The organism is Polymorphospora sp. A560, assembly GCF_045781765.1.
Lineage (GTDB): Bacteria > Actinomycetota > Actinomycetes > Mycobacteriales > Micromonosporaceae > Polymorphospora > Polymorphospora lycopeni.
Map to the genome: position 1 here is coordinate 2,178,741 of NZ_CP122282.1, position 26,380 is coordinate 2,205,120.

A 26,380-nucleotide genomic window follows, 5' to 3' on the forward strand; every position below is an offset into this window, starting at 1 on the left:
GGTCGGCACCGGGGCGGTCGGCATCGCATCAGCCGGCGCCGGACCAGCCGGCAGCGGTGGGCCGTTGGCGGACGGGCGGTCGGCGGGCGACACGGGGCCGGTGGCGGCCGGTGGCCGGGCCGACGGGGACCGGCCGGCGGTCGGTGCCGCGGGCCTGGAGCAGGCCGGTCCGGAGGCGGGCGGCGGCCGGGCGAACGCGGGCACCTACCGGCCGCGACGGGCGGCGGGCCTGGTCTGACCGGGCCGCCCGAGGCGGCGTCCAGTTTGCCCGGGCGGGTCCCGTCCAAGGTCAACCGCTGTTATGGTGCGTCCCGCGCCGGTCCCCACCTGCCACGACCTGCGCGGCTCGTCGCTCGTGCGACTGGCCGCCGGTCGGCGGGGCCCGGTGTCCGGACCGACACGGGAGGGGACGTCCGATGCGGACACGGGCACGCCGGACAGTGGTGGTGCTGGTCGCAGCCGTGCTGGCGGTCGCCGGTTGCGGCGACGCCGGTGGCGACCTGGCCGGGGACGGGTTGGCCGGGGACGGGATGTCCGACGTGGTGGCCCCGGTGGTCGAGGCCACCGGCACGCCGACGCCGTCGCCGACCCCGCCACCGCCGCACGTGCAGGGGCTCGGTGCCGCCCTCACGCCCAGTGCCAGCCCGACGCCGGGCGCCACCCCGTCGGCCCGGCCGAAACCGACCCGCAAGCCGCCGGTCGAGGCCAAGCTGCCGCCGGCCGTACCGGCGCCGGCCCCCAGCGGCTGCAAGCCGAAGTACGTGGGCACGCAGGCCACCCGGGCCCAGGCGAAGGCGGCGCTGACCGAGGCGGCGGGGCGGGCGTACTGGCCGACGTCGGCGCCGGGCATCCGGGTGCCGGTCAACCTGGTGAAGGCCGTCGCGTGGCAGGAGAGCGGCTGGCAGTCCAACATCATCGCGTGTGACGGCGGGATCGGCCTGATGCAGGTGATGCCGGACACCGCGGCGTACGTCAACATGCGGTTCGAGAAGAACTACGACGTCGACGACTACCGGGACAACGCGACGCTGGGCGCGAACTACCTGGCCTGGCTGATCAAGTACTTCGGCGACGTCTACTTCGGGGGCGACTACACGCTGACGTACGACGGGGAGTGCGCCAGCCACACCGCGCCGTGCCTGGTCAACGCGGTGTTGGCGGCGTACAACTTCGGCTACGGGAAGGTCGACACCGCCGACGGGCTGGTGATACCGAACCCGCGCTACGTCGAGAACGTCCGGTGGTTGACGACCGGATGCGAGTGCCTGGCGTTCTAGCCGCCGCCCGCCGCCGCGCCGGTGTCACGATCCGGCGCGGTGGCGGGCCGGACCGGTCAGTCGGTCTTGGCGCGGGCCAGGGCGCTCGGCCACCAGAAGCGGCGGCCGACGGTGACGGCGATGGCCGGCACCAGCAGGGTGCGGACGAGCAGGGTGTCGAGCAGCACGCCGAGGCCGACGATGATCCCGAGTTCGGTGAGGGTGACCAGGGGCAGCACGCCGAGCACGGCGAACACGGCCGCGAGCAGGATGCCGGCGCTGGTGATGACGCCGCCGGTGACGGCCAGCGAGGTCAGCATGCCCTTGCGGGTGCCGAGGGTGAACGCCTCCTCGCGGGCGCGGGTGGCGAGGAAGATGTTGTAGTCGACGCCGAGAGCGACCAGGAACAGGAACGCCAGCAGGGGCACCGAGGTGTCCAGGGCGGCGTAGTCGAGGACGTTGGTGAACAGGAAGTTGCCGGCGCCCAGGGCCGCGAAGTAGGTCGCGACGACGGTGGTGACCAGCACCAGCGGGGCGACCAGTGAGCGCAGCAGCACGATCAGGACGAGCAGGACGACGACGAGCACCAGCGGTACGACGACCTTGAGGTCGCGGATGGCGGCGTCGCGGGTGTCGAGGTTGCTCGCCACGGTGCCGCCGACGAGCGCGTCGGCGTCGGGTACGTCGTCGACGCGCTCGCGCAGGTCGCGGATCGTGTCGAAACTGGCGGTGCTGTCCGGTTCGGCCTCCAGCACGACGTCGATGGCGACGAGGTCGGCGGTGCGTTCGGCGACGCGGGCGCTGGCGACGCCGGGGGTGTCCTGGACGGCGGTGAGGAGTGGCTGCTCGCTGCCGGCGTTGCCGATGACGCTGGTCGGGTCGGCGGAGCCGGCGGGGAAGTGCCGGGCGAGGGTGTCGAGGCCGTCGATCGACTCGGCCTGGACCCGGAACTGTTCGGTGCGGCTGAGGCCGAGCCGGGCGTCGCTGAGGCCGAGGGCGAGGAGGGCGAGCACGGCCAGGGAGCCGGCGAGCACGGCGCGCGGGCGGCGGGCGACGAGGCCGCCGACCCGGGCCCAGATGCCGGAGCGGGCGGGGTCGGCCTGCCCGGCGCGGGGCACGAACGGCCAGAAGAGGCCACGACCGCAGACGGACAGGGCGGCGGGCAGCACCACCAGGCCGTACGTGGCGGCGACGGCGAGCCCGACCGCGCCGGCGACGCCGATCGCCCGGTCGTTGCCGAGTACGGCGGTGAGCAGGGTGAGCAGGCTCAGGCAGACGGTGGTGGCGCTGGCGGCGATGGCCGGTCCGGCCGACGACAGCGAGCGGCGCATCGCCTCGCGCCGGTCGTCGACGCGGCGCAGTTCCTCGCGGTAGCGGGCGATCAGCAGTAGGGCGTAGTTGGTGCCGGCGCCGAAGACGAGGACGTCGACGATGCCGGTGGTCGACGGGTCGATCGGCAGTTCGATCGCCCGGCTGAGCATGGCGATCAGGCCGTTGGTGACCACGTTGGCGGTGCCGACGACGGCCAGCGGTACGAGCCACAGCCAGGGGCTGCGGTAGGTGACGATCAGCAGCAGGGCGACGACGACGACGGTGACCAGCAGCAGCCGGAAGTTGGCGCCGTCGAACGAGGAGGCGATGTCGGCGGTGAATCCGGCGCCGCCGCTGACCTGCGCGGTCGCGCCGGCGGGCAGGCCGTCGGCGGCGGTGGCGCGCAGCCGTTCGACGGTGGCGATCGTGGTGTCGGTGTCGAGGTCGGCGGGCAGTGGTACGGCGAGCAGGGCGGCCGCCCGGTCGGGGGAGTAGACCGGTGGGGAGACCTGGCCGCCGGTGGCCTCGGCGGCGAACGCGGCGGCGTCGGCGGCGATGGCGGCCGCGTCGTCGGCGGTCAGTGGCTGCCCGCCGCGGGAGTAGACCACCAGGGCCGGGTTGAGTTGGCCGCTGGGCAGTTGCCGCTGGAGTTCGGCGACCCGGACGGACTCGGCCGTGTCGGGCAGCGCGGCCGTCGGGTCGGTGCTCTCGTAGGCCTGGCCGCCGCCGAGGACGACGGCGGCGGAGAACACGGCCGCGACGAGGAGCACGATCCAGGCGCTCCACCGGCCGCTGACGATCGCGCCGATCCGGCCGCCGATCCTGGTCGGCCGGTGGTCGCCGGCCGGGCCGTCGTCGGTTTCGGTGTCCGTCCGGCCGGAGGTGACCTGTCGCGGTGTCATCCACATCTCCCGATAAACATACTTGTCGACAACCAAGTATCTCGACGATCGAGATTATCGACGCCTCCGGTAGAGTGCAAATCAGGCGAGGCAAGGCACGGAAAGGCGGACAACCTCGGTGACGCACGGCATGTACCGGCCGCGTGACACGCGGCGCGAAGCGCTCACCGCCGACATCGCCGTCGACCTGCGCCGGCTCACCATCGACTCCGAGCACGTCGGGCACGCCTTCGCCAACCTGCACGGGCTCGGCGCCACCGACCTCCAGGCCCTGATCGCGATCATGGACGCGGAGCGGGAGGACAACCCGATCACCCCGGGCCGGCTGGGCGAGCACCTCAACCTGTCGTCCGGCTCGGTCACCGCCCTCATCGACCGGCTGGAACGCGCCGGCCACATCCGCCGCGACCGGGACACCGTCGACCGGCGCAAGGTCTTCCTCCGCTACGCCGACCGGGGCGCCCGCGTCGCCATGGACTTCTTCCGCCCGCTCGGCTGGCGCACCGAGGGCGTGATGGCCGGCTACACCGACGACGAGCTGACGGTCGTGCACCGGTTCATGCGGGACATGGCGGCGATGATGCGCCAGCACCGCGACGACGTACGGGCCGGTCGGCCCACCGGCCCGGCACCCGGGGGCGACGCGCCGGACCGGGCCGCCCCGGTCGGCCGGCCGCCGGACTGATGTTCGCCGCGCTGGCGGCCGGGCTCGCCGCCCGCCTCCTGCGACTGCCCCCGGCGCGCACCCGCCGGGTGGTCCGCCGGGCCGGCCTGCGGGTCCGGGCCCGTGACGGGGTCAAGCTCCTCACCGACCACTACGCCCCCGACCTGCCGGCCGCGCCCACCGTGCTGATCCGGACCCCGTACGGGCGGGGCCTGCCGATGCGGGTGCTCGGCCGGCTGCTGGCCGGGCAGGGCTTCCACGTGGTGATCCAGTCGTGCCGGGGCACGTTCGGCTCCGGCGGGGTGTTCGAGCCGTTCGCCGACGAGCGCGCCGACGGCCTGGACACCGTCGACTGGCTGCGCCGGCAGCGCTGGTACTCGGGCGGGTTCGGCATGTTCGGCGCCAGCTACCAGGGCTTCGTGCAGTGGGCGCTGGCCCCGGACGCCGGCCCCGACCTGCGCGCGATGGTCGCCGTCGTCGCCGCGTCGACCAGCCGCGAATCGACGTACGCCGGCGGGGCCTTCTCGCTCGACAGCGTGCTGACCTGGGTGGAGCTGATCCAGGCGCAGCGGGTGCCGTGGCTGGCCCGGCAGGTCGAGCTGAAGCGCGGCCAGCCGGGGCTGGTCGCCGGGCTGGCCCACCTGCCGCTGGCCGAGGCCGACCGGATCGCCACCGGCGCGGCGGTGCCGTTCTTCCAGGACTGGCTGCGGCACCACCGGCCGCGGGCGGCGTACTGGCGCGCCCGGGTCTTCGACGCCCGGATCACCGAGGTCACCGCCCCGGTCGGCATGATCACCGGCTGGCACGACATCTTCCTGCCGGCCCAACTGGCCGACTACGCGCGGCTGCGGGCGGCGGGCCGGCGGCCCTACCTGACGGTCGGGCCGTGGACGCACGGCAGCCCGGGGCTGCTCGCGGCGTCCGTACGCGAGGGGGCGGCCTGGCTGCGGGCGCACCTGGCCGGTGACGCCGTCGGTCTGCGCACGGCACCGGTACGCGTCCACGTCGGCGGCGGCGCGGGCTGGCGTGACCTGCCACGGTGGCCGCCGCCGGCGGTGCCGGTGGCCTGGCACCTGCAACCCGGCGGCGGCCTGGACCCCGCGCCGCCGCCGCCGTCGAGCCCGGACCGGTTCCGCTACGACCCGACCGATCCGACGCCGTCGCTGGGCGGCCCGTTGCTCGTCGCCCAGCGGGCCGGGACGGTCGACAACCGTGACCTGGAGGCCCGCCCGGACGTGCTGACCTACACCGGTGCGCCGCTGCGCGCGCCGGTCGAGGTGGTCGGCCCGGTCGCGGCGGAGATCCGGGTACGCAGCGAACTGCCCTACTTCGACGTCTTCGTCCGGCTGTGTGACGTGGACCGGCGCGGGCGCTCCCGGAACGTGTGCGACGGCCTGGTCCGGGTGGTGCCGGACGGCTTCCCGACGTCGGCCGACGGGGTGGTGGCCGTGCCGGTGGCGATGTGGCCGGTCGCGCACCGGTTCGCCGCCGGCCACCGGCTGCGGGTGCAGGTCAGTGGGGGTGCGCATCCGCGCTACGCCCGCAACCCCGGCACCGGCGAGCCGCTGGGTACGGCGGTCACGCTGCGGGCCGGCGACCGCGAGCTCCACCACGATCCGACCCATCCGTCGGCGATCCTGCTCCCCGTCGTAGAACAGGGCTGATCTACCACTTTCAGGTGTCTGGTTCACCATTTCCACACTTGTAACAAAACCGACAAATATCCTGCCGTGTCAGGTGTCGGTAGCCGCGCCGTCGCCCGTACGAAAGGGGACGACGTGCGCGTCGCGACCACGACCACGGTGCTCATCGCCGGCCTGTCGGCCATTCTCGCCGCCCCCGTGCCGGCCGTCGCCCGGGCCGCCGAACCGGCCGCGACCGTACGCGCCGACGGCTCGCTCAACGTCCGTGCCGGCGCCTCGACCGCCGACCGGCGCGTCGGCACGCTGCGCGACGACACCCGGATCACCGTCACCTGCCAGGTGTACGGCGAACTCGTCACCGGCACCCAGGGCCGGTCGGCGCACTGGAACCTGCTGTCCAGCGGCCGGTACGTCGCCGACGCCTACATCCGCTGGACCCCGTCGCGGCCCGCCGTGGCCTGGTGCGGCGGCAACCGGGCGGCCGTGGCCACGGCGCGCACCGGCGGCGGGCCGCTCAACGTGCGCGCCGGCGCCGGCACCGGTCACGCCCGCGTCGGCACCGTCGCCGACGGCAGCCGGCTCACCGTGGAATGCCAGACCTGGGGCCAGACGGTCACCGGGGCGGTACGGCGCAGCTCCGCCTGGAACCGGCTGGCCGGTGGCCGGTTCGTCGCCGACGCGTACGTCGCCTGGAACCCCGCCGCGTCGAACCTGCCGTGGTGCGGCCAGGCGCCGCCGACCGTGCCGACCGCCGACCGCAACCGGTTCATCCAGCGGATCGCCGAGCCGGCCCGGGCCGGCTTCCGCCAGTACAAGGTGCCGGCCTCGGTCACCATCGCCCAGGCGATCCAGGAATCCGGCTGGGGCGGCAGCGGCCTGACCCGCCGCGACCACAACTACTTCGGGATCAAGTGCTTCGGCGCCCCTGGCCCGATCGCGGTCGGCTGCCGGTCGTACGCGACCACCGAGTGCGAGGGCACCCGCTGCTACGGCACCACCGCCAGCTTCCGCGCCTACCGCGACGCGGCCGGTTCGTTCGCCGACCACGGCCGCTTCCTCAGGGACAACAGCCGGTACCGGCCCGCGTTCGCGTACAGCGACAACCCGGACCGGTTCGCCGCCGAGATCCACAAGGCCGGGTACGCCACCTCGCCGACGTACGCGACGAACCTGATCAGGCTGATGAAGCAGTACGACCTCTACCGCTACGACCGGTGAGCGGCGCCGCCGGGGCCGGGAACCGGCAGCGGGCGCGGAAGACGGCGGGTGGGGTGCGGTGAGGGCCGCCCACCCGCTATTCTCCTATGTTCGGGAAAACAAAAGAATCGCATGTGAAATGCGATTCTCTGGGGATTTTATCGAACAGGGAGACAATTTGTCAATCTCGTCCAGGGCCGCCGCCGACCAGCGCACCGACGAGGTCGACCGCGAGCAGGCGCACGTGTCGATGCTCTACCGACGGCTCGACGCGATGCGTGATCATGCCACGAAACGGCTGGCCAGGGCCTTGCGTGAAACCGGCGGTACGCCCCAGGCCCGGTCCCAGCGCGACAGCGCCACCGCGATGTACCGCGAGCAGGTGGCGCAGTTCGACGCGGTGGAAAACGGACTCTGTTTCGGCCGACTCGATTTCGACGACGACCGCACCGCGCACGTCGGTCGGATCGGGATATTCGACGAGAGCCACGGCCACCGGCCGCTGCTGCTCGACTGGCGGTCGGACGCCGCCCGGCCGTTCTATCTCGCCACCGCCGCCGCCCCGCACGGCGTGACCCGCCGCCGGCACATCCGCACCAACGACCGCACCGTGGTCCACCTCGACGACGAGGTGCTCGACCTCACCGCCGCCGACCCCACCGGCAGCACCGGACTGGCCGGCGAGGCGACCCTGTTCGCCGCGCTCGGCGCCGGCCGCACCGGACGGATGCGCGACATCGTCGAGACGATCCAGGCCGAACAGGACCGGATCATCCGTTCCGACGTCGCCGGCCTGCTCGTCGTCCAGGGCGGCCCCGGCACCGGCAAGACCGCCGTCGCCCTGCACCGGGTCGCCTACCTGCTCTACACCCACCGCCGGGAACTCTCCACCCGTGCCGTACTCGTCGTCGGGCCCAACCCGACCTTCCTCAACTACATCTCCCAGGTGCTGCCGTCGCTGGCGGAGACCGGCGTGCTGCTGCGCACCCCCGGCGACCTGTTCCCCGGGGTGACCGCCCGCCGCGACGAGCCCGCCGAGGTGGCCGAGATCAAGGGGCGGCCGGTGATGATCGACGTCCTCGCCGCGGCCGTCGCCGACCGGCAGCGGCTGCCCGACGAGCCCATCGAGATCAACGTCGAGCAGGACACCCTGCGGCTCGACCCGGCGACCATCGCCGACGCCCGGACCCGCGCCCGCCGCTCCGGCAAGCTGCACAACCTCGCCCGGCCGCTGTTCGACACCGAGATCATCCACGCCCTCGCCGCCCAGCTCGCCGCGAAGATCGGCGCCGACCCGCTCGGCGGCGACAACCTGCTCGACGAGGCCGACGTCGCCGAGATCCGGCGCGAACTGCGCCGCGAACCCGAGGTGCTCGCCACACTCGACTGGCTGTGGCCGATCCTCAGCCCGCAGCAACTCGTCGCCGGCCTGTTCGCCTCCGACGCCCGCCTCGCCGCGGCCGCCCCGCAACTCACCACCGTCGAGCGGGAGCTGCTGCGCCGCGAACCGCGCGGCGGCTGGTCACCGGCTGATGTGCCACTGCTCGACGAGGCCGCCGAACTCCTCGGCGAGGACGCCACCGTCGAGGCCGTGCTCGCCGAACGCGAACGGCAACGCCAGATCGAGTACGCCGAGGGCGCCCTGGAGATCGCGATGGGCTCCCGTTCGATCGACGTCGAGGACGAGGCCGAACCCGAGCTGCTCGCCGCCACCGACCTGCTCGACGCCGACCTGCTCGCCGACCGGCACGAGTACGGCGACCAGCTGACCGCCGCCCAGCGTGCCGCCGCCGACCGCCGGTGGGCGTTCGGGCACATCGTCGTCGACGAGGCCCAGGAACTGTCCCCGATGGCCTGGCGGCTGCTGATGCGCCGCACACCGAACCGGTCGATGACCGTCGTCGGCGACGTCGCCCAGACCGGGGACCTCGGCGGCACCTCGTCGTGGGCACAGGTCTTCGAGCCGTACGTGGCGGACCGCTGGCGGCTCGCCGAACTCGAGGTCAACTACCGCACCCCGGCCGAGATCATGTCGGTCGCCGCGCGGCTGCTCGCCGACATCGACCCCACGCTGACCCCACCCCGGTCCGTACGCGAGACCGGCGTACCGCCGTGGGCCAGCCGTACCGCCCCGGGTGAACTGCCCGCCCGGCTCGCCGACGTGGTGACCCGGGAGGCGGACGACGTCGCCGACGGCCGTCTCGGCGTGATCGTGCCCGCCGCGCGGCTGGCCGAGCTGGGGCGGGCGGTCGCCTCGGCGGTCCCGGACGCGGCGGTCGGTGACCGGTCCGACCTGGTCAACCGGGTTGTCGTGCTGACCGTACGGCAGGCCAAGGGGCTGGAGTTCGACTCGGTCGTCGTCGTCGAGCCGGCCGAGATCGCCGCCGAGTCGCCCCGTGGCGACAGCGACCTCTACGTGGCGCTGACCCGGGCCACCCGCCGGCTCGGCGTCGTCCACAGCGGAGAGTTGCCGGCCGCCCTCGCGGACCTGGCCGATCGGCCGACCTGATCACCCGATGTCCCGACCGGATCGGTATGGCGTACGCCGTACGGTGGATCCATGGTGGACTGGGCGGTGGCCCTCGGTGTGGTGGGTGTCGTCGGGGCGGTGGGTGTCCTCGGCGTGGCCGCCGCCATCGGTCGGGCCCGGGCGGCCGGCCGGCGCAAGGACCTGGTCGGCGGCGCGCTGCGGGACCGGCGGCCGGCCGATCCGGCCCGGTCGGACGATCCGCCGGTGCGGGAGATGCCGGCCGAGGCCGAGGTGATCGCCGAGATCGCCGAACTGCTCGATCGGGGCAAGCGGCGCCAGGCGACCTATGTGCTGCGCGGGCACACCGGCATGGCGGGCGCCGACGCCAAGCGGCTGGTCGACGAGATCGGGGCGGGCCGGCACCCGGCCACCTGGCCGGTCCGGACGCCGGTCGTCGGGGCCGACTGGGAGTTCGACCCGTTCATCGTCGACCGGGCGTTCGCCCTCAAGAAGCGGGGCCGTGAGGCCGACGCCGTACGGCTGCTCTGCGAGCGGCTCGGCGCGCCGCTGTCCGAGGCGACCAAGCTCGTCCGTTGAGCGCCGGCGGGCCGGCGGTGGGCTGGCAGGTCGCCGGTAGCGTGGGGCCATGGAATGGTTCGGGGCCCTTGGCGCGATCGTGGTCGTACTGGTGATCTGTGTGATCGTGTTCGTCGCCGCCCGCTCCCGCCGTCGCGGTGCCGACCTGGTCGGCGGCGACCTGGCCGGGCGGGCGCGGTACGGCGCCGGACCGGCCGGCGGCAAGGGCACCGGTGTCGTCGCCGGACCCGAGGGGGTCGAAGGTCTCGACCGTCTCGACGCCACGGACCGGGCGCTGGTCGCCGAGATCCTGGAGTTGCTCGGCCGGAACCGGAAGATCCACGCGATCAAGGTCCTGCGGACGCGGCGCCCGATGGGCCTGGCCGAGGCGAAGCAGGTGGTCGAGCAGATCGGGGCGGGCCGGGTGCCGGCGCGCTGGCCGGGCCAGCCGCCCCGGTCGCCGGAGGTCGCCGACCGGTCCGTTGTCGACCGGGCCACCGACCTGAAGCGTCAGGGCCGGCTGATCGAGGCGGTCAAGCTGGTCCGCGCCGAGACGGGCCTGTCCCTGCGCGAGGCCAAGGACATGGTCGACGTCCTCTGACCCGACCCTCGCGCCACCGGGCCTCTAGCCGCGATCTTGCACTTGTCGCCTGACAAATCCGGCGAACGGGGGAGACAACTGCAAGATCGCGGGGATCGGGGCGGGGCGCGAAGCGCCCCCGCCCCCGATCTCAGCGGCCGCCGAAGAAGTTGTTGCCGGCCATGCCACCCTGGCCCATGCCGAAGCGGCCGGCCATGTCGGTGCCGGCGAGCGCGTTGTACGGCGGCATCAGCTCCGCCGGCTGCACGACCACCATGCCCTCGCCGCTGAACTGCATCTGCCAGCTCTCGCCGGTGTTGCCCCGAGGGCGCCACACCGACGACGAGGTGACCGCCGCCTGCATGCTGACCTGGAGGCTCGACGACCAGGCGATCACCGCGTCGGCGTCGGCGAAGTAGTAGTTGCTGGGCGTCACCCGCATCACCAGCGGTTCGCCGGTGGTGGTGACGGCGATCTTGCCGTGCCCGGTCAGTTCGATGTTGTACGCCCCGGCGCTGGCGATGTTCACCTGCGACTCGATGCGGACCACGTCCCACCGCAACTGCTTCTCGAACGCGAGCACGTTCTCGCCGTCGACGGTCAGCCCGTCACCGGTCAGGTCGAGGATGTGGATGTCCTGCGCCTGGTTGGCCAGGAAGACGCTCCCGGAGCCGGACACCTTCATCAGGTTGAGGCCCTCGCCGGTCATGTAGCGCGAGATGTGGGCGCCCCAGTGCTCGTGGTGCCCGTCGAAGTTGACGCCGCCCTGGTAGGCGATCATCGCGCCCTTGCGGGCGAAGAACTCCGTCATCCCGCTCTGCTGGCCGAGGTTGGCCTTGAGCATCTTGGTGTTCTGGAGCACGAACTTGTCGGTGCCGCCGACTTCGGTGTTGGTCAGCAGGCTGCTCTGGTACATGTCGTCTTCTCCTTCGCCGTATCCCGCTACCGCTGACCGTCAGCCCCGGGCCGAGAAGTTGGGGCGCTCGTCCTCGCTCGGCTGGACCATGACGAAGCCCTGCCCGGAGAACCCCAACTGGAACGCCTCGCCGGAGCCGCGCCCGAAGAGACCGCCCAGCCGGGCGGTGCGCCGCGGCTGGACGCTGAGCCCCTCGGTGAAGGCCACCAGCGCGTCGGTGTCGACGAAGGTCGGCGCCTCCCGGGTGTCGAGGACCACCGGGGTGCCCTTGCTGGTCAGTGCCACCCAGCCGTGGCCGCGCAGCACGACGTTGAACATGCCCATGCCGGACAGCATGCTGACGCCCTTCACCCGCTCGATGCCCCACTGGAGGGAGGCGTCGAAGGCGAGGATGTTCTTGCCGTTGACGCTGAGCGCCTCGCCGGCCAGTTGCAGGACGACCACGTCCTTGCCGTAGTCGGCCAGGTAGAGCTCGCCCTGGCCGGTCGCGACCATCAGCGGTACGCCCTCACCGGTCGCCCAGGAGCGCGCCATCTGGCCCATCTGCGGCGGGTTGGGGTTGAAGTCGATCAGACCCTCGTACGCCACCATCGAGCCGGCGCGGGCCATCAGGTCCTGCCCGGGGGCCATCATCACCTTGGCCATCTTGTAGCCGTGGGTGCTCATCCGGTCCCGGATCTGCGTCTGCCCATAGTGCTGGAGCAACGGACTCTGCACGGCGAACCCCTCAGACCTCGTACGGCTGGACTACGACAAAGTGGCCCTGGAGGCCCATGAACTGCAGCGCGACCGACTCGCCGCTGGCACCCGGGTAGATCTCGCGGGAGATCCGTACCTGGGTGGACACCGACACCCGCATCCCCGCCGTCCAGGCGACGACCGCGTTCATGTCGGCGAAGGTCGGGCCCTGGCACTGCAGGGTCAGCGGCGTGCCCTTGGTCATCACCACGACCGTGCCCTGGCCGGACACCACCAGGTGGAACATCCCGCCGCCGGGGATGCCGGGGCTCTCGATGCGCTGCACCTGGGTCTGGAGGCTGGCGTCGAAGGCCAGCACGTTGTTGGCGTTGACGCACAGCGAGTGGCCCTGCAACTCGACGATGTGCAGGTCGGCGGCGTCCTCGGCGAGGAACACCTCGCCCTGGCCCTTGCAGGTCATCAGCTTCAGGCCCTGCCCGGTCGCGGCGTTCTCGAAGAACGCCTTGAGCCCGCCGGAGCCCTTGTAGGCGAACTCGATGTCGCCCTGGTAGGCGACCATCGAGCCGCGCCGGGCGTACGCCTCCGGGCCCAGCGTCACCTTGACCAGCTTCTTGTTCTGCTGGGTCCACCGGCCGGTGGTCGGCGTCTCCCGGTATTTCTGCAGGCTGACCATGACGCCGGGCTGCACCGGCTGGGCCTGCGACGGCAGTCCGGAGCCGAACTGGCCGGGCGCCTGCGGGTAGCCGGGCTGCTGCTGCGGGTGCCCCTGCTGCGGCGGGAAGCCCTGCTGCGGCGGGTAGCCCGGCTGCTGCTGCTGGGGAAAACCGGGCTGCTGCGGCGGGAAGCCGGGCTGCTGGGGCGGGAAGCCGGGCTGCTGGGGCGGGTGGCCCGGCTGCTGCGGCGGCGGGAAGCTCTGCCCGGGCTGCTGGCCGTAGCCGGGCGGGGGCGGCGGAGGCGGCGGCGGGGTGAAGCCGGTGTGCGCCGGGGCGGCGGGCTGCTGCTGCGGTGGCACCGGCGGCGGCGCGAACGACGGCGCCGCCTGCTGGGGCGGCGGGGCGAAGCCGGGCGACGGCTGCTGCTGCGGCGGCGCGAACGACGGCGGGGCCGCCGGGGGCGCGGCCGGCTCGTCGTCGACCTCGCCGCCGTACGAGCGGATCAGGTCGGCGAGCCCGCCGGCGAAGCCCTGGCCGACCGCGCCGACCCGCCAGACGCCCTTGCGGTAGAGGTCGGTGATGATGATGGCCCGCTCGGTGCCGAAGTCGGCGCCGGTGAAGCTGTAGCGCAGCACCTCCTGGCCGCCGGCGACGAGTCGCAGGTAGCCGGACTGGATCTGGCTGGCGCTGCCGGAGCCCTCGATCGCCGCGCAGAACGACAGCTTGTGGATCTTGTCGGGGACCTGGTCGAGGGTCACCCGGAACGAGTCGGTGTCACCCGACTGCTCGCCCAGCTTCTGGATCGCACCCTCGGGCGACTTCGGCTGGTTGAAGAAGATGAAGTAGGAGTCGTCGGAGAGCTTGTCGGCGGCGTCCAGCCCGAAACACGAAATGTCCCAGGTCAGGCCCGGTGAGACCAGTTGGATACCGACGTATAGGTCGGTTCCCGCGGTCAGTGCCGACAATGGGCTCTTCTGACCCCGCGTGAATGCCTGAGACACGTGATCCCCTCAGCTACGACGTGGTGTTCCTGATGAAGTTAGCGCCGTTCGGCAAGTCGCGGCGAACCGGCCGGTCCGGCCACGCTGCCCGGCGGTGTCGCCGGATCGACCGGCGTCGACCAGGGTCGGGAACCGTCGTCCCCGGCCGGTCGTCCCGGCCCCGGGCGGCGGTTCACCGTCCACCGGCCAGGCGGTCGAGTACGGCGTCGAGCGCCGTACCCGATCCGACCGGGTCCGGGGTGAAAGTCCACGACAGCCCGACCCACGGGTCGCCGACGTGGTCGTCGGGCACGGCCGGTAGCCGCGACATCGACCGCCACAGCGCGGACACCAGCGGCCCGAGCGTCGACGAGTCGGCGGGGTCGGCGACCAGCAGCAGGTTCACCCCGACATCCGGGCCGTCGTTGATCAGGTACTGGATCTGCGCGATCGACCGCTCGTCGAAGCCGTACGGGAAGTCGTGCAGCACCAGCAGCCGGCGGCCGCCGTCGACCAGCCCCGGCGGCAGCGCCGTCTCGCCCGAACGCATCGCCATCTGGATCAGGTCGACCCGGGAGACCAGGTTGTCGAGCAGTTCGGCCAGTTCGCCCGGAGTGGTCGCCGGTGGTCCGGCCAGCGCGTCGCCACGCAGGCCACGTACGGCGGCACCGCCACCCGCCAGGTCGGCGACCGAGACGCTGAGCTTGCCGGCCGGGTGGGCGGCGAGCAGCCGGGCGATGACCGAACGGGCCAGCGCGGTCGCCGTCGACCGGTCGGTGCCGGCCGCGTCGATCCACAGTGGCCTCGCCAGCGGGAGCCGGAACAACAGCGGAATCCGCAGGTCGGGGTCTTCGGGCAGGTGCAGTTCACCGACCCGCAGCGCCACCGCCAGCTCCGTCGGCGGCTGCCAGCCCCGCCAGACCGGACTGTCCCAGCGGGCCATCGTCGCCGGGAGGACACCGTCGAGCTGGCGCAGCTCGGTGCCGAGCTGCGCCGCGTCCCGCCGGTGGTCGGCGGTCGCCCGGGCCACCAGTTCGTCGTGCCGGCGGTCGGCCGCCGCCCGGGCGGCCGCGGTCTCCGGCGAGTTGCGGGCACGCGGGTCGTCGAGCAGCCGGCCGACCTCGTCGTCGCGGCGCTGCTCGGCGTATTCGGTCGCCGACCGCAGCGCCGAGGTGCTGCGGGCGGCGTCCTCGAAGATGCTCCACACCTGCTGGTAGAGCCGTTCCGGGGGCAGCCCGCCGGCCGCTTGCGGCGCCGGCTGCGGCGGCTTGGCCCGGTCGGTCGGCCACGGCCGCGCCGGCTGGGCGGGCACCGCCGCCGGGCGCGCGGATGGCGTCGGTGGCTGGGCGGGTGGTGCGGGTGGTTGCGCGGATGGCGCCGGTGGCTGGGCGGGCGGCGCGGGTGGTTGCCCCGCCGGCGCACCGGTGCCGGCCGCGACCGGGCTGGCGGTGGTCGCGGATACGGGCACCGCCGGCGCCGGCTCCTCGTCCACCTCCACGCCGCACACCGCCACCAGCTCGGCCAGCCCGCCGGCGTAGCCCTGGCCGACGGCCCGGATCTTCCAGCCGCCGGCCCGGCGGTAGATCTCCCAGGCGATGACCGCCCGTTCGGTGTCGAGGCCGGTGACGACGAACGTCGCCATCACCGCCCCGTCGGCGCCGGCGATCCCGGCGACCGGTGCCGGGCCGGCACCGAACGCCGGCGCCGAGCCGTCGACACTGACGGCCACCAGCACCTTGCCCACCTCGGCCGGTACGGCGGCCAGGTCGACCTCGACGCACGCCGGCCGGCCGGCGGCGGCGGGCCGGCACGACACCCCCGGCCCGTCCGGCTGGTTGTAGAACACGAAGTCGGCGTCGGTGCGTACCCGGCCACTGTCGGTGAGCAGCAACGCCGACAGGTCGGCCGGCCCCGGAGTCTCCACGGTCACGCGGAGCCGGGCCACGGTCAGGGGAGCGTTCTGTCCCTTGACGAGGACCTGTGCCATCACTCTCTCCTCGGTGGCGATCTAGCGGGTGGCCGCCACGGTCACAGGAAACGTCCCAGCATGGGGATCAGCTCCAGGGGCTGGCGGCCCTGGACCGGCTCGCCGATGGCCATCATCTTCCAGACGCCACCCTCGCGGTAGACCTTGGCCATCACCATGCCGGTGGTGCCGACACCGCCCGAGAGCGTATAGCGGGCCAGCTCCTGGCGGGTCGTCTCGTCGACGAGCCGACAGAACGCCGCCTCGACCTGCTCGAAGGTGTGCCCCTGGTACGACGTGACCACGAACAGCACCGTCGTGACGTGGGCGGGCACCCGGGCCAGGTCCACGATGATCGACTCGTCGTCGCCGTCACCGTCGCCGGTGCGGTTGTCGCCGGTGTGCGCGATCGACCCGTCCTTGCTGCGCAGCTGGTTGTAGAAGGCGATGTCGACCGGCTGCTGGTCGGCGAACAGGATCGCCGACGCGTCGAGGTCGACGTCGATCTCCCGGCTGCCGAACAGGCCGCGCCGCTTGATCGGGTCCCAGCCGAGGCCCATCCGCACCAGGGTGAGCTGGACGCCGTTCTCCTTGCGCAGCGACACCCGCTCGCCCTTGGACAGGCTGACCGGGGCACCCGGGCGGCCCAGCGTCTTCTCCATCGAGATCGGGGCGGCGGCCGGCGGCTGCGGGGCCGGGGGTGCCGGTGGCTGCGGGGCGGGCGGCTGCGGCGCCGGGGGTGCCGGTGGCGGCGGGGGCGGCGGCGCGGCCTGCGGCGCCGGGGCGTACTGCGGCGCGGGTGCGGCCGGCGGCGGCGTGTACTGCGGCGCGGGCGGCGCGCTCGGCGGTGGCGGCGGGGGGCCTGGGTGACCGGCGGCGGTGGCGGCGGGGCCTGGGTGACCGGCGGCGGTGGCGGCGGGGCCTGGGTCACCGGCGGCGGGGGCGGCGGCGCGGCCTGCGGGGCCGGCGCGGGTGCCGCCGCGGCGGGCGCGGGCGCCCCGTCGACCACGACGCCGTGGTCCTGGATCAGGTCGGCGAGGCCACCGGCGTAGCCCTGCCCGACCGCCCGGACCTTCCACGCCCCGGCCCGCCGGTAGAGCTCCAGCGCGATGACGATGCTCTCCGTGGCGAGGCCGGTGACGGCGTAGTTGACCAGTTCGGCGCCGGCCGCGTCGTAGACCCGGGCGGTCGGCGGCGCCACCTGGCCGAACCGCTGGCCCTGCCCGTCGACGCTGACGACGATCCGGACCTTGTCCACGTCGGCCGGCACCGCGCCGGTGTCGACCGAGACCTCCCACGGCTGGCCGGGTGAAGGCTGCCGGCAGGAGACCCCCGGCCCGTTCGGCTGGTTGTAGAAGACGAAATCGGCGTCGGAACGTACCTTGCCGTTCGCCGCGACCAGCAGCGCGGACAGGTCGGTCGGGCAGGCGACCTCGACCACGACCCGTACCTGGGGCGCGGTCAGGGCGGTGTTCTGCCCCTTGACCAGGGCGGTGGACATCTTCGTCTCCTCGTGGTGTCAGCGGGACGCGGTGGACGTCGGCCGGTCGATGGTCTGTTCGCCGTACCACCGCACGATCTCGTCGCCGGCGGCGGCGCCGGCGGACGCGGTGGTGCGGCAGTGCGGCGCGGTGAATCCGGTCAGGTGCAGTTCGCCGTGCGCGGGCCGGATGGCCGCGTCGGCGGCCCGCAGCATATCGGCGTCGAGCAGCGAGTCGCCGCCGGCGACGACCCGGTCGGCGGCCACCCGTTCGGCGACGTGGGCGACGGCGGCGGCCTTGTCCAGGCTGGACGGCAGCAGGTAGAGCTTGCGGCCCTGCAACGACACCCGCCAGCCGCAGGCGCCGGCCCACTCGCCGGCCTCGGCGGCGAAGTCCGGCAGCCACGCCTCGCGGGTCTCCACGGTCAGGTAGAGGAAGAAGTCCTCGACCGCGCGTACGGCGGCGAACCCGCGCCGGCCGTGCCAGTCGACGCCCTGCTGCCAGACCGCGTCGAACGTGGCCGCGGCGGCGGCCATGTTGCGGCGGACCTGCCGCTCCCAGACCGGGTCGGATTCGCCGTCGACGAGCAGCCGGGCCCCGTTGCAGACGATCGCCAGCGACGGTGCCCGGCCGGGCAGCCGCAGCCGCAGGTACTGCGGGACCGAACGGGTGGTGGCCGGCACCACCACGCCGGCCGCCGCCAGCTCGGCCCAGCGGGTTGTGGTGGCCGTCGTCATGTAGGCGTAGGTGCGGTCGCCGTCGATGTCGACCGGCACCAGGTCGGCCGGGTCGGGGCGGGTGGCGCCGGCCGCCATCGCGCGTTCGGAGAACAGCACGGTGCCGTCGAGGTCGGTGGCGATGACCGTGCTCACGACGCCACGTCCGTCCCGGCCGCGCCGCGCGGCCGGATCAGACCAACCGCCGAGTACGGCAGGTCGGCCACCTTCTCCACCGGCACGCCGCGCTGCTCGGCGAGCAGCAGTACGTGCCCGAGGTCGGCGACGGCGTCGGGGCGGATCAGCACCCGCCACGGCATCCGGCGCAGCAACACCCGGGTCGTCTCGCCGACCCCGGGCTTGAGCAGGTTGACGTTGTCGAGGCCGTACTCGCGGGTCAGCCGGAGCGCGGTGTGCCAGCCGCTCCAGTCCGGGGTGCGGTCCGACGCGGCCAGGGCCGGCCAGTCGGCGGCGACCCGGTCGGCGACCGCCGGGAACCGCGCGGTGATCCGGTCGAGCAGCAGGTTGGAGACGTCGGCGTCGGCGAGGTGCCGGTAGAACTTCGCGCCGTGGAACTGGCCCGGCCCGATCAGCCGGTCGTTGAGCACGGTGCGCGACACCAGCCCGGACACCGTCGAGTTCAGGCACGCCGACGGGATCAGGAAGTCGTCGCGGGTGCCGAACACGGTCACGCAGTTGCCGGGGTCGGCGAGCACGGCCAGCGTCGGGTCGAAGACCAGGCCGTCCTGTTCGGCCAGCAGGTCGAGGGCCGCCCGCAGCTCCCGGGAGATCGCCCCCTTGCCGGTCCAGCCGTCGACGAACATCACCTGGGCCGGGTCGTGGTGCCGGGCCAGGTAGCGCATCGCCACCCGGTCGATGCCGCGGTCCCGCACGATCGACACGGTGTAGTGCGGCAGTGTGACGCCGTGGGCGTACCGGGCCCAGCGGCGCATCAGGATGCCGACCGGGGTACCGGCCCGGGCCAGCGACACCAGCACCGGCGCCTCCCGCTGCGCCAGCACCAGTTCGGTGACCACCCCGACCGCGTGCGCGACGCGGTCGGCGGATTCGGCCAGCGCGGCGTGGAACAGCTCCAGGTATTCCCCGGACGGCTGGTATTCGGTCGGCAGCGACTCGGCGTAGTGGGCGGCGCCGGACTGGATCCGCGCCTCCCGCTGCTCGACCGGGGCCTCCAACTCCACGTCCGACAGGTCGGTCAGCAGCCAGGTCACCTCGGCCGCGTCGTACGAGGAGAACGCCGGGCCGTGCAGCGGCGTGGGCAGGGTCATCGGGCTACCTCCTGTCCGGCCGGCGCCGTGGCGACCACCGGGACCAGATCGGGTACGACCGCGACGGTGACGCCGCCGCTGACCGCGCGCAGTGCCGCCACCAGCCCGTCGTCCTGCCACAGCCGCGGGGTGTCGGCGGTCCGGTCGACGACCAGCACGATCCGGTCGAACGGTTCGGCGGCATCTGGCGGCGCGACGTTGTAGACGTACCGGACGCCGTCGGTCTCGTGGTCGTGCGGAGGGAACGTCAGCGTGGTGCGGATCGCGTATCCGGGCTCGTCGACGGCGAGCACCGGCGAGCGGGTGGTGGAGGAGAACCGGACCGGGCCGCGTCGGGTCCGCGCCAGCCGGCAGGCCAGGGCGAGCGGGGCGTACATGAACTCCTCGGTGCCGAGCACGAGGATCCGCGCGTCGTCGGGGAACCCGGCGGCGACCTGTTCGGCGAGCCGGGACACCGCCCCGGCCAGGGCCGGCCGGTGCCGGGCGGCGAACCCGTGCCGGCCGCCGTCGGGCAGATCGGCCGGCCAGCCGGCGTCGACCCGTACGACGTCCGACGGCGCCCGGCGCGGTGCCGGCGACCGGCCGCCCGAACGGTGCGGGCCGGCCGGGGGCCGCCCGGTGTCGACGGCGTCGACCAGCGCGCGGCCGCGTTCGAGCACGTCGTCGGGGAGGACGACACCACCGGCGGCCAGCGACACCACATCGACCCGGGCCCCGAGTTCGGTGCCGAGTTCGGCGAGCATCCGCTGGTCGGGGCCGCCGCGCAGGTCGAGCAGGGCGGCGATGACGTAGTGCTCGCGGGGCCGTAGGGCGTGCAGGGCGCGGATCGTCGCCGCCGCGGTCCGCCCGGTGGACAGCTCGTCGTCGACGAGCAGGAGCGGGCCGGGCCGGTCGAGCCAGCCCGGGTCGGCCGGCAGCAGCAGGTGCTCGGTGGCGTGGCTGTGGGTCTCGTCGAAGCGGCCGAGCAGCGGCACGCCGGGCACCGGCCGGCGGGTGGAGTGCAGGTAGTCGGCGCCGGCGAAGACGTCGGCGACGACGTGGCCGAGGGCGGTGGCGGTCTCGGCGTATCCGACGACGAGGGGCGGCTCGGGCAGGTGCGCGACGCCGGCCGGCGGGATCCCGGCGCCGGGGGCCGGGGCACGGTCCGGTCCGGGTACGGCGTCGACGTCGGTCAGCTTCGCGCCGAGCAGTTCGGCGACCCGCCGGCCGAGTAACCAGCCCGCGGTGTAGACGGTCCGCGGGTCGACCGGGATGTGCTTGCCCAGCACCTCGGAGACGATCAGGTGGGCGCGGCGGGGGTTGCGCCGTACGGCCAGGCCGGCGAGGTCGGCCAGGCGCGGGGTGTCTGCCGGCGTACCGGGACCGGCGGTGTCGACGAGGCGGATGCCGAGACGTTCGGTGACCCAGGTCCCGGACCAGGTCGCATCGGTGCGGCTCAAGCGGCGAGCTCCGGCGGGCTGACGGTGGCGTCGAGGAAGTCGACGAAGCCCACCCCTTCGGCGGCCACGCCGAACACGCTGGCCCGCAGCAGGGTCTGCTCGGCCCACGGGCGGTGCGGCTTGACCTCGTTCATCTTGTTGCCGTAGAGGCTGCGCAGCACGCCACCGCCGAGGCCGCCGGCCGAGTCGTCGCAGATCGCCACCGCGTCACTGTATTCCTCGTGGCTGACAACACTGAGGGCGTGTACGGCCGCCGCGTGGCTCGGGTGGATGACGGTCTTGCCGTTGAGCCCGTTCGAGCGGTCGAGCAGCAGCTCCCGGATCAGGCCGTCGAGCGCCTGCCGGACCAGGTGGCGGCGCAGCAGCCGGCCGCTGTCGTCGTGGTCCTCGAACGGGGTGACCCGCAGTTGCGGCTTCAGGACCCGTTCGCCGCCGGAGAAGTACTCCCACACCGGGCCGGTCACGAGATAGCCGGTGCCGTCGCGGCGGGCCATGACGTTGATGATGTCGGTCAGCACCGAGGCGACGACGCCGATGTCCCAGGCGGTCAGTTCGGCCGGCCGGCGCAGGCCGTAGACGCTGCTCAGGTCGGTTGCGCCGACCCGTACGGCGAGGATCAGGTCGCGGTTGAGGTCGAGCAGGTGCCGGATCGCGAGCAGGGTGCCCTGCCGCGTCTCGGCGTGTGCGATCTCGGGGGTCTCCAGCACCGGCATGGCGTACAGCGGGCGGCCGGTGGCCCTGGCGACGTCGCGTACGGCGCGCAGCCCGGCCTGCCCGGAGTCGTCGGCGCGGAACTTGGGCAGGACGAAGCCGCTGAGCACCCCGAGGTCGTCGCCGAGCCGTTCGGCGAGCCGGTAGATCTGGTCGGGGTGGCGGACCCGGACGAAGAGCAGCGGGCCGTCGGGGCGTTGCTGCGCCACCTGCCGTAGCTGCCGGGGAAGGTTGATCTCGGCCGCGTCGACCTCGTCGTCGCGGATGGCGTCCTCGAGGCAGCACACCATGCTCATCACGCCCTCGGCGTGGCACCGGGCGATGTCGGAGGCGAGCTGGGGGCGTACGGCGGGGGAGTAGAGGGTGGCGCCGAGGGCGAGGGCCAGCCGCTCGGGCGGGGAGTCGCGGGCGAAGTCGGTCGGGGGGCGGTGGAACAGTGTGTCCGCCGCACCCCCGACCAGGTGGGAGAAGTAGCGCATTGCTGTCCTTTCTTCTCTTCCCGGGACGGGGGCGCGGCGCGCCACGTGGTGATGGGTGGCCCGCCGGCGGGTGGTGCCGGCGGGTGGTGCGGATCGACCCGGGCGGTCAGCCCAGGTTGGCGGCCACCAGGGGCATGAGTTCCTGGAACGTGCGGCCGCTGCCGGGGGCGCCGATGGCGGTGAGCGCCCAGCCGGCGCCCTGGCGGTTGACCCGGGCCATCACCAGCGCCGTGTGGGTGCCGGATCCGGTCAGGGTGAAGCGGGCCAGCTCGCTGCCGTTGGTCTCGTCGACCACCCGGCAGTAGGCGTTGGCGACCCGGGAGAAGTCCTCGCCGGTGAACGAGTTGACGGTGAAGACCAGGGTCTGCACCGCGGCGGGCACCTGACCCAGTTCGACGATGATCGACTCGTCGTCGCCGTCGCCCTCGCCGGTGGTGTTGTCACCGGTGTGGACGATCGAGTTGTCCTTGCTGCGCAGTTGCCGCCACCACACCTGGTCGAGCAGCCGACCCGAGCCGTCGAGCAGCAGGCACGACGCGTCGAGGTCGATGCCCCCGCCGCCGCCGCGCAGCTTGCCGAAGAATCCCTTGGCGGGTGCGGCGTCCCAGCCCAGGCCCATCCGGATCCGGGTCAGGGTGCCACCGGGCTTCTCGAGTGAGACCCGCTGCCCTTTGGTCAATTGCACTGCCATGGTGCTGCTCCCTGCGTTGGTGTGTCCGTCAGACCTTCGCGAGTTCGGAACCCGACCGGTCGGAGCCGGCGCCGGCGCGGCGGTTGCGAATCACCGAGCTGGCGAACGAGGCGAGGATGAAGGCGAGGCCGATGAGGCCGGTGAAGATCTCGTTGATGTGGATGTTGATGGTCAGGATCAGGATCGTGGCCAGCGCGCCGATCGCCCAGTGCGCACCGTGTTCCAGATAGACGTACTCGGCCAACGTCCCCTTGTTGACCAGGTAAACGGTGATCGAACGGACGAAGAAGGCACCGACGCCGAGGCCGGCGACGATGATGAAGATGTTCGAGGTGATCGCGAACGCGCCGACGACGCCGTCGAAGCTGAACGACGCGTCGAGGACCTCGAGGTAGAGGAACAGGAAGAACGCGGCCTTGCCGACGGCGACGGTGACCGGCTGTCCGCCCTTGGTCTCGGTCTTGGTCTTGGCGTCGGCCGCGACGGCCTCGGCCACCGCGTTGGTCGCCGGTACGCCGGGCGCGGTCGTCGGGTTCTTCGCGTCCTTCGACCCGTCCGCGTCCTCGGACTCGTGGGTGACGTTCTCGACCAGGTTCTCACCGGCCGACTCGAACAGTTCGCCGAGACCCTTGACCAGCAGGTAGGTCACCAGGCCGTAGAGGCCGGAGGTGAGCACGGTCGCCGCGTTGTCGCCGGCCAGCAGTTCGCCGGCGGCCAGCAGCACGGCGAGACCGACGACGACCGACAGGTGGTCGAGCCGGCCGAGCTTGGCCAGCACCGCCTCGATCGGCTTGATCCACTTGATCTCGCGGTCCTCGAACATGAAGTCGAGGAAGATCATCAGCAGGAAGATGCCGCCGAACGCCGCGATGGCGGGGTGCGCCTCCTCCAGCGCGTGCTGGTAGTCGTCGGGCGAGTCGATGGCCAGCTGGAAGGCCTCGATCGGGCCGAGGCCGGCGGTGAACGTCACCAGCAGCACCGGGAAGACCAGCCGCATACCGAAGACGGCGATGGCGATACCGACGGTGAGGAAGATCTTCTGCCAGAACCGCGACATGCGTTGCAGCACGCTGGCGTTGATGACGGCGTTGTCGAACGAGAGGGAGACCTCCAGCACGATCAGCACCGCGACCAGGACCAACGCGGTAGGGCCACCGAACCAGGCTGCGGCGATCAGAGTCGCCACAGTGATCGCCAGGGACCAGAAGAAGGTACGTAAGAACACGTGGCGCTCCGAATGGACAGTTGTCAGAGGATGTCGATGTGCTGGTGGAGATCGTTCGATGGACCGGTTGAAGATCGTCCGGCGGGAGGTCTCGAAGTGGTGTCGTTCACACGGCCGCGGGCCGCCCGTCCGGTTGGAAGGACGACCCGCGGAGTGAAGGTGCAGGCGGCTGGCTGCGCCGCCGGTTGTCAGACGTTGACGCCGAAGTCCTGCGCGATGCCCCGCAGGCCGGAAGCATAGCCCTGGCCGACGGCCCGGAACTTCCACTCGGCGTCACGACGGTAGAGCTCGCCGAACACCATGGCCGTCTCGGTGGAGGCGTCCTCGGAGAGGTCGTAACGGGCCAGCTCCTCGCCGCCGGCCTGGTTGACCACCCGGATGAAGGCGTTGGCGACCTGGCCGAACGACTGGCTGCGGCCCTCGGCGTCGTAGATCGACACGGTGAACGTGATCTTGTCGACGTCGCCGGGCACGCCGGCGAGGTTGACGTTGATCTGCTCGTCGTCGCCGTCGCCCTCACCGGTGAGGTTGTCACCGAGGTGCTGCACCGACCCGTCGGGCGAGGTCAGGTTGTTGAAGAAGATGAAGTGCTGGTCCGAAACCGCCTTGCCCGAGGCGTTGCAAATGATGGCGCTGGCGTCGAGGTCGAAATCGGTGCCGGTGGTGGTGCGTACGTCCCAGCCCAGACCGACCGTGACGGCCGTCAGACCCGGGGCCTGCTTGGTGAGGCTGACGTTGCCACCCTTGCTGAGGCTGACTCCCACGAACTCCTCCAACTCGCTGCACGGCGGGACGATCCCGCGAATGAACTTGTGGCCGGGCCGTAGCCCGTACCAGCGTGTAATACCACTGTGAGGCCGGGTCTCCCGGCTGCCTCACCGAGCGTCGCAGACCGACGCAACACGTGACGCACCCTCGATGGGCGACCTGACCTCACGGAACGGGGAGGTTACCACCGTGAGATCAAAGAATCCTGAGAAACGGATTGTCACGGCCGAACCGCCGACCGAACCGGCCCGGCGTCACCAGCCGCGGGCCCGCCACTCCGGCACCCCCGGCCGTTCGGCACCGAGCGTGCTGTCCTTGCCGTGACCGGGATAGAACCAGGTCTCGTCGGGCAGCCGGTCGAAGAGCTTGTGCTCGACATCGTCGATCAGGGAAGCGAACCGCTGCGGGTCCTTGTCGGTGTTGCCGACCCCGCCCGGGAACAAACTGTCCCCGGTGAACAGGTGGGGCACCCCAGCCGGGTCGCGGTAGAGCAGGGCGATCGACCCCGGCGTGTGCCCCACGATGTGGATCACCTCCAGGGCGCAGTCGCCGACGCGTACGGTGTCGCCCTCGGCCAGCGGCTCGGACGGGATCGGCAGCCCCTCGGCGTCGAGCGCGTGCACCAGCGACCGGGCGCCGGTGGTCGCCACCACCTCCTCCAGCGCCACCCAGTGGTCCATGTGCTGGTGGGTGGTGACCACCGCGGACAGCCCGCCTCCACCGACCAGTTCCAGCAGCCGCGGCGCCTCGTTGGCGGCGTCGATCAGCACCTGGTCGCCGGTCGCCCGGCAGCGCAGCAGGTAGGCGTTGTTCTCCATCGGCCCGACCGAGAGCTTGGTGATGGCCAGGTCGTCCAGCTCGCGTACGTCGGGCGGGCCACCCGGTGCGACATCTCCGGTATAAGGCATCGGGGTTCCTTCACATCCAGTTCGGCGGATTCGGCAGCGGTCCGTCCGGGGTGACCTCGAGCGACTCGCCGGTGGACCGCCCGGTGAGCCACCCGGCCAGCGCGTACGCCGGCCCGGTAACCGTCGGCGTCGCCCCGGCGGCACCGACGGACAGTTCCTGCCCCGTCTCCACGGGGCACAGCACGACGTTCGGCGCGTCGTCACGCCCGGCGTAGCCGCTGACGATCTCGTGCAGCAGGTGGAGGGCGAACGCCTCCGGCCAGTCCCGCGGCCGGTAGCCGGCGGCCAGGTCGACGTGGTGCACCTCGATCTCCCGCAGCCGCCGCCACACCCCGTACGCCGCGGTCTGCGGGCGGTCCGGGATCTCCAGCGTGGTGAGCCACATCTCGCTGGTCAGCCGGTCGGCCGTGGCGGCGTGCCGGGCGGCCGAGTCGCGCAGGTCGGCGAGCTGGACCGCCAGCGGGCGCCCGGCGCCCGCCTCGATGTCGGCGACCCGGCGCTCCCAGCTCGGGTACTGCGGGGTCACCACCCCGGTCCGCGCCCACTCCAGCAGGTTGGTCATCCCGTCGGCGTTGCGCGCCAGGTGGGTCAGCACGTGTCCGCGGCTCCAGCCCGGCAGCGCCGACGGCGCGGCGACCGCCGCGTCGGAAAGGTCCGCCACCGTCGACAGCAGCCGGTCGGTCGCGCGTCGCACCTCGGCCATGAGTACGAGCGGGTCAGCCGTCACGGTCCGACCCTAACCGCCGTACCGCCACGGGGCCGGACGGAAATGCCTTTCGGCGGGTCGGGGGAGGCTCTACCGTCGATGCCGACGCGTCACGCAGGAACCGAGAGGGGGTGCCAGTCCATGCCGCCATCCA

At 72.9% G+C, this 26,380-nt stretch carries 22 protein-coding genes and 1 pseudogene; 7 read left to right on the top strand and 16 right to left on the bottom strand.

Going from position 1 to position 26,380, the window contains the following annotated elements; genetic code table 11:
* Nucleotides 1-416: 416 nt before the first annotated feature.
* Nucleotides 417-1,277 carry a lytic transglycosylase domain-containing protein gene (locus tag QCD66_RS09935; RefSeq protein ID WP_375736790.1) on the top strand — a complete coding sequence of 287 codons (861 nt, stop codon included), beginning with the start codon at nt 417-419 and terminating at the stop codon, nt 1,275-1,277.
* Nucleotides 1,278-1,333: 56 nt separating this feature from the next.
* Here the strand turns inward: QCD66_RS09935 and QCD66_RS09940 are convergent, their stop codons facing one another.
* Nucleotides 1,334-3,469 carry an MMPL family transporter gene (locus QCD66_RS09940; RefSeq protein WP_375736789.1) on the bottom strand — a complete coding sequence of 712 codons (2,136 nt, stop codon included), beginning with the start codon at nt 3,467-3,469 and terminating at the stop codon, nt 1,334-1,336.
* Between the two features lie 130 nt (nt 3,470-3,599).
* On the opposite strand from QCD66_RS09940, the gene QCD66_RS09945 reads away from it, so the two are divergent.
* From QCD66_RS09945 to QCD66_RS09970, 6 genes are all read left to right on the top strand, one after another.
* Nucleotides 3,600-4,154: a MarR family transcriptional regulator gene (locus QCD66_RS09945; RefSeq protein WP_364215621.1), complete on the top strand. Its 555-nt coding sequence runs from the start codon at nt 3,600-3,602 to the stop codon at nt 4,152-4,154.
* A complete protein-coding gene (locus QCD66_RS09950; protein ID WP_407567085.1) occupies nt 4,154-5,797 on the top strand; it encodes a CocE/NonD family hydrolase in 1,644 nt (547 codons plus the stop codon). Before QCD66_RS09945 ends, QCD66_RS09950 begins: the two co-directional genes overlap by 1 nt.
* Nucleotides 5,798-5,911: 114 nt before the next feature.
* Nucleotides 5,912-6,994 (top strand): sporangiospore maturation cell wall hydrolase GsmA, encoded by a 1,083-nt coding sequence (gene gsmA, locus QCD66_RS09955; protein ID WP_375736787.1) that lies wholly within the window; start codon nt 5,912-5,914, stop codon nt 6,992-6,994.
* Between the two features lie 229 nt (nt 6,995-7,223).
* Nucleotides 7,224-9,482 (top strand): HelD family protein, encoded by a 2,259-nt coding sequence (locus QCD66_RS09960; RefSeq protein WP_375736791.1) that lies wholly within the window; start codon nt 7,224-7,226, stop codon nt 9,480-9,482.
* Between the two features lie 51 nt (nt 9,483-9,533).
* Nucleotides 9,534-10,040: a hypothetical protein gene (locus QCD66_RS09965; protein ID WP_375736786.1), complete on the top strand. Its 507-nt coding sequence runs from the start codon at nt 9,534-9,536 to the stop codon at nt 10,038-10,040.
* A 49-nt stretch (nt 10,041-10,089) separates the two neighbouring features.
* The gene (locus QCD66_RS09970; RefSeq protein WP_375736785.1) at nt 10,090-10,620 is read left to right on the top strand and encodes a hypothetical protein; all 531 of its coding nucleotides are present in this window, start codon (nt 10,090-10,092) and stop codon (nt 10,618-10,620) included.
* Between the two features lie 130 nt (nt 10,621-10,750).
* Here the strand turns inward: QCD66_RS09970 and QCD66_RS09975 are convergent, their stop codons facing one another.
* From QCD66_RS09975 to QCD66_RS10045, 15 genes and pseudogenes are all read right to left on the bottom strand, one after another.
* A complete protein-coding gene (locus tag QCD66_RS09975; protein ID WP_375736784.1) occupies nt 10,751-11,515 on the bottom strand; it encodes an AIM24 family protein in 765 nt (254 codons plus the stop codon).
* 39 nt (nt 11,516-11,554) lie between these two features.
* Nucleotides 11,555-12,232: an AIM24 family protein gene (locus tag QCD66_RS09980; RefSeq protein ID WP_357540869.1), complete on the bottom strand. Its 678-nt coding sequence runs from the start codon at nt 12,230-12,232 to the stop codon at nt 11,555-11,557.
* A 10-nt stretch (nt 12,233-12,242) separates the two neighbouring features.
* Nucleotides 12,243-13,868: a TerD family protein gene (locus QCD66_RS09985; protein WP_407567086.1), complete on the bottom strand. Its 1,626-nt coding sequence runs from the start codon at nt 13,866-13,868 to the stop codon at nt 12,243-12,245.
* A gap of 172 nt (nt 13,869-14,040) precedes the next feature.
* A complete protein-coding gene (locus QCD66_RS09990; RefSeq protein WP_407567087.1) occupies nt 14,041-15,834 on the bottom strand; it encodes a TerD family protein in 1,794 nt (597 codons plus the stop codon).
* Between the two features lie 41 nt (nt 15,835-15,875).
* Nucleotides 15,876-16,475: a TerD family protein gene (locus QCD66_RS09995; protein WP_407567088.1), complete on the bottom strand. Its 600-nt coding sequence runs from the start codon at nt 16,473-16,475 to the stop codon at nt 15,876-15,878.
* Nucleotides 16,476-16,888: 413 nt separating this feature from the next.
* Nucleotides 16,889-17,314: pseudogene (locus QCD66_RS10000) on the bottom strand (TerD family protein); the annotation flags it as partial.
* An 18-nt stretch (nt 17,315-17,332) separates the two neighbouring features.
* Nucleotides 17,333-18,166 carry a hypothetical protein gene (locus QCD66_RS10005; protein WP_375736616.1) on the bottom strand — a complete coding sequence of 278 codons (834 nt, stop codon included), beginning with the start codon at nt 18,164-18,166 and terminating at the stop codon, nt 17,333-17,335.
* On the bottom strand, nt 18,163-19,299 hold the full coding sequence (locus QCD66_RS10010) for a cysteine protease StiP family protein (RefSeq protein WP_407567089.1): 1,137 nt from the start codon (nt 19,297-19,299) through the stop codon (nt 18,163-18,165). Before QCD66_RS10010 ends, QCD66_RS10005 begins: the two co-directional genes overlap by 4 nt.
* Nucleotides 19,296-20,738, bottom strand: coding sequence for a phosphoribosyltransferase family protein (locus QCD66_RS10015; RefSeq protein WP_375736614.1), 1,443 nt, complete (start codon nt 20,736-20,738; stop codon nt 19,296-19,298). The genes QCD66_RS10010 and QCD66_RS10015 overlap by 4 nt, the downstream gene beginning before the upstream one ends.
* The gene (locus tag QCD66_RS10020; RefSeq protein ID WP_364215367.1) at nt 20,735-21,928 is read right to left on the bottom strand and encodes an HpcH/HpaI aldolase/citrate lyase family protein; all 1,194 of its coding nucleotides are present in this window, start codon (nt 21,926-21,928) and stop codon (nt 20,735-20,737) included. Before QCD66_RS10020 ends, QCD66_RS10015 begins: the two co-directional genes overlap by 4 nt.
* Before the next feature lie 106 nt (nt 21,929-22,034).
* On the bottom strand, nt 22,035-22,619 hold the full coding sequence (locus QCD66_RS10025; RefSeq protein ID WP_364215364.1) for a TerD family protein: 585 nt from the start codon (nt 22,617-22,619) through the stop codon (nt 22,035-22,037).
* Between the two features lie 28 nt (nt 22,620-22,647).
* The gene (locus QCD66_RS10030; RefSeq protein WP_364215361.1) at nt 22,648-23,844 is read right to left on the bottom strand and encodes a DUF475 domain-containing protein; all 1,197 of its coding nucleotides are present in this window, start codon (nt 23,842-23,844) and stop codon (nt 22,648-22,650) included.
* A 188-nt stretch (nt 23,845-24,032) separates the two neighbouring features.
* Nucleotides 24,033-24,608 carry a TerD family protein gene (locus QCD66_RS10035; RefSeq protein WP_364215358.1) on the bottom strand — a complete coding sequence of 192 codons (576 nt, stop codon included), beginning with the start codon at nt 24,606-24,608 and terminating at the stop codon, nt 24,033-24,035.
* A 258-nt stretch (nt 24,609-24,866) separates the two neighbouring features.
* Nucleotides 24,867-25,520 carry an MBL fold metallo-hydrolase gene (locus QCD66_RS10040; RefSeq protein WP_364215355.1) on the bottom strand — a complete coding sequence of 218 codons (654 nt, stop codon included), beginning with the start codon at nt 25,518-25,520 and terminating at the stop codon, nt 24,867-24,869.
* A 10-nt stretch (nt 25,521-25,530) separates the two neighbouring features.
* On the bottom strand, nt 25,531-26,247 hold the full coding sequence (locus tag QCD66_RS10045) for a maleylpyruvate isomerase family mycothiol-dependent enzyme (RefSeq protein WP_375736612.1): 717 nt from the start codon (nt 26,245-26,247) through the stop codon (nt 25,531-25,533).
* Nucleotides 26,248-26,380 lie beyond the last annotated feature (133 nt).

Excerpts from the sequence above, each read along its gene's own strand:
- QCD66_RS10010 (WP_407567089.1), bottom strand. The coding sequence starts at position 19,299 with ATGACCCTGCCCACGCCGCTGCACGGCCCGGCGTTCTCCTCGTACGAC.
- QCD66_RS09945 (WP_364215621.1), top strand. The coding sequence starts at position 3,600 with ATGTACCGGCCGCGTGACACGCGGCGCGAAGCGCTCACCGCCGACATC.
- QCD66_RS09970 (WP_375736785.1), top strand. The coding sequence starts at position 10,090 with ATGGAATGGTTCGGGGCCCTTGGCGCGATCGTGGTCGTACTGGTGATC.
- QCD66_RS09940 (WP_375736789.1), bottom strand. The coding sequence starts at position 3,469 with ATGACACCGCGACAGGTCACCTCCGGCCGGACGGACACCGAAACCGAC.
- QCD66_RS09990 (WP_407567087.1), bottom strand. The coding sequence starts at position 15,834 with ATGGCACAGGTCCTCGTCAAGGGACAGAACGCTCCCCTGACCGTGGCC.
- QCD66_RS09960 (WP_375736791.1), top strand. The coding sequence starts at position 7,224 with ATGCTCTACCGACGGCTCGACGCGATGCGTGATCATGCCACGAAACGG.
- QCD66_RS09935 (WP_375736790.1), top strand. The coding sequence starts at position 417 with ATGCGGACACGGGCACGCCGGACAGTGGTGGTGCTGGTCGCAGCCGTG.
- QCD66_RS09995 (WP_407567088.1), bottom strand. The coding sequence starts at position 16,475 with ATGGAGAAGACGCTGGGCCGCCCGGGTGCCCCGGTCAGCCTGTCCAAG.
- QCD66_RS10020 (WP_364215367.1), bottom strand. The coding sequence starts at position 21,928 with ATGCGCTACTTCTCCCACCTGGTCGGGGGTGCGGCGGACACACTGTTC.
- QCD66_RS09975 (WP_375736784.1), bottom strand. The coding sequence starts at position 11,515 with ATGTACCAGAGCAGCCTGCTGACCAACACCGAAGTCGGCGGCACCGAC.
- QCD66_RS09965 (WP_375736786.1), top strand. The coding sequence starts at position 9,534 with ATGGTGGACTGGGCGGTGGCCCTCGGTGTGGTGGGTGTCGTCGGGGCG.
- QCD66_RS10040 (WP_364215355.1), bottom strand. The coding sequence starts at position 25,520 with ATGCCTTATACCGGAGATGTCGCACCGGGTGGCCCGCCCGACGTACGC.
- QCD66_RS09950 (WP_407567085.1), top strand. The coding sequence starts at position 4,154 with ATGTTCGCCGCGCTGGCGGCCGGGCTCGCCGCCCGCCTCCTGCGACTG.
- QCD66_RS10025 (WP_364215364.1), bottom strand. The coding sequence starts at position 22,619 with ATGGCAGTGCAATTGACCAAAGGGCAGCGGGTCTCACTCGAGAAGCCC.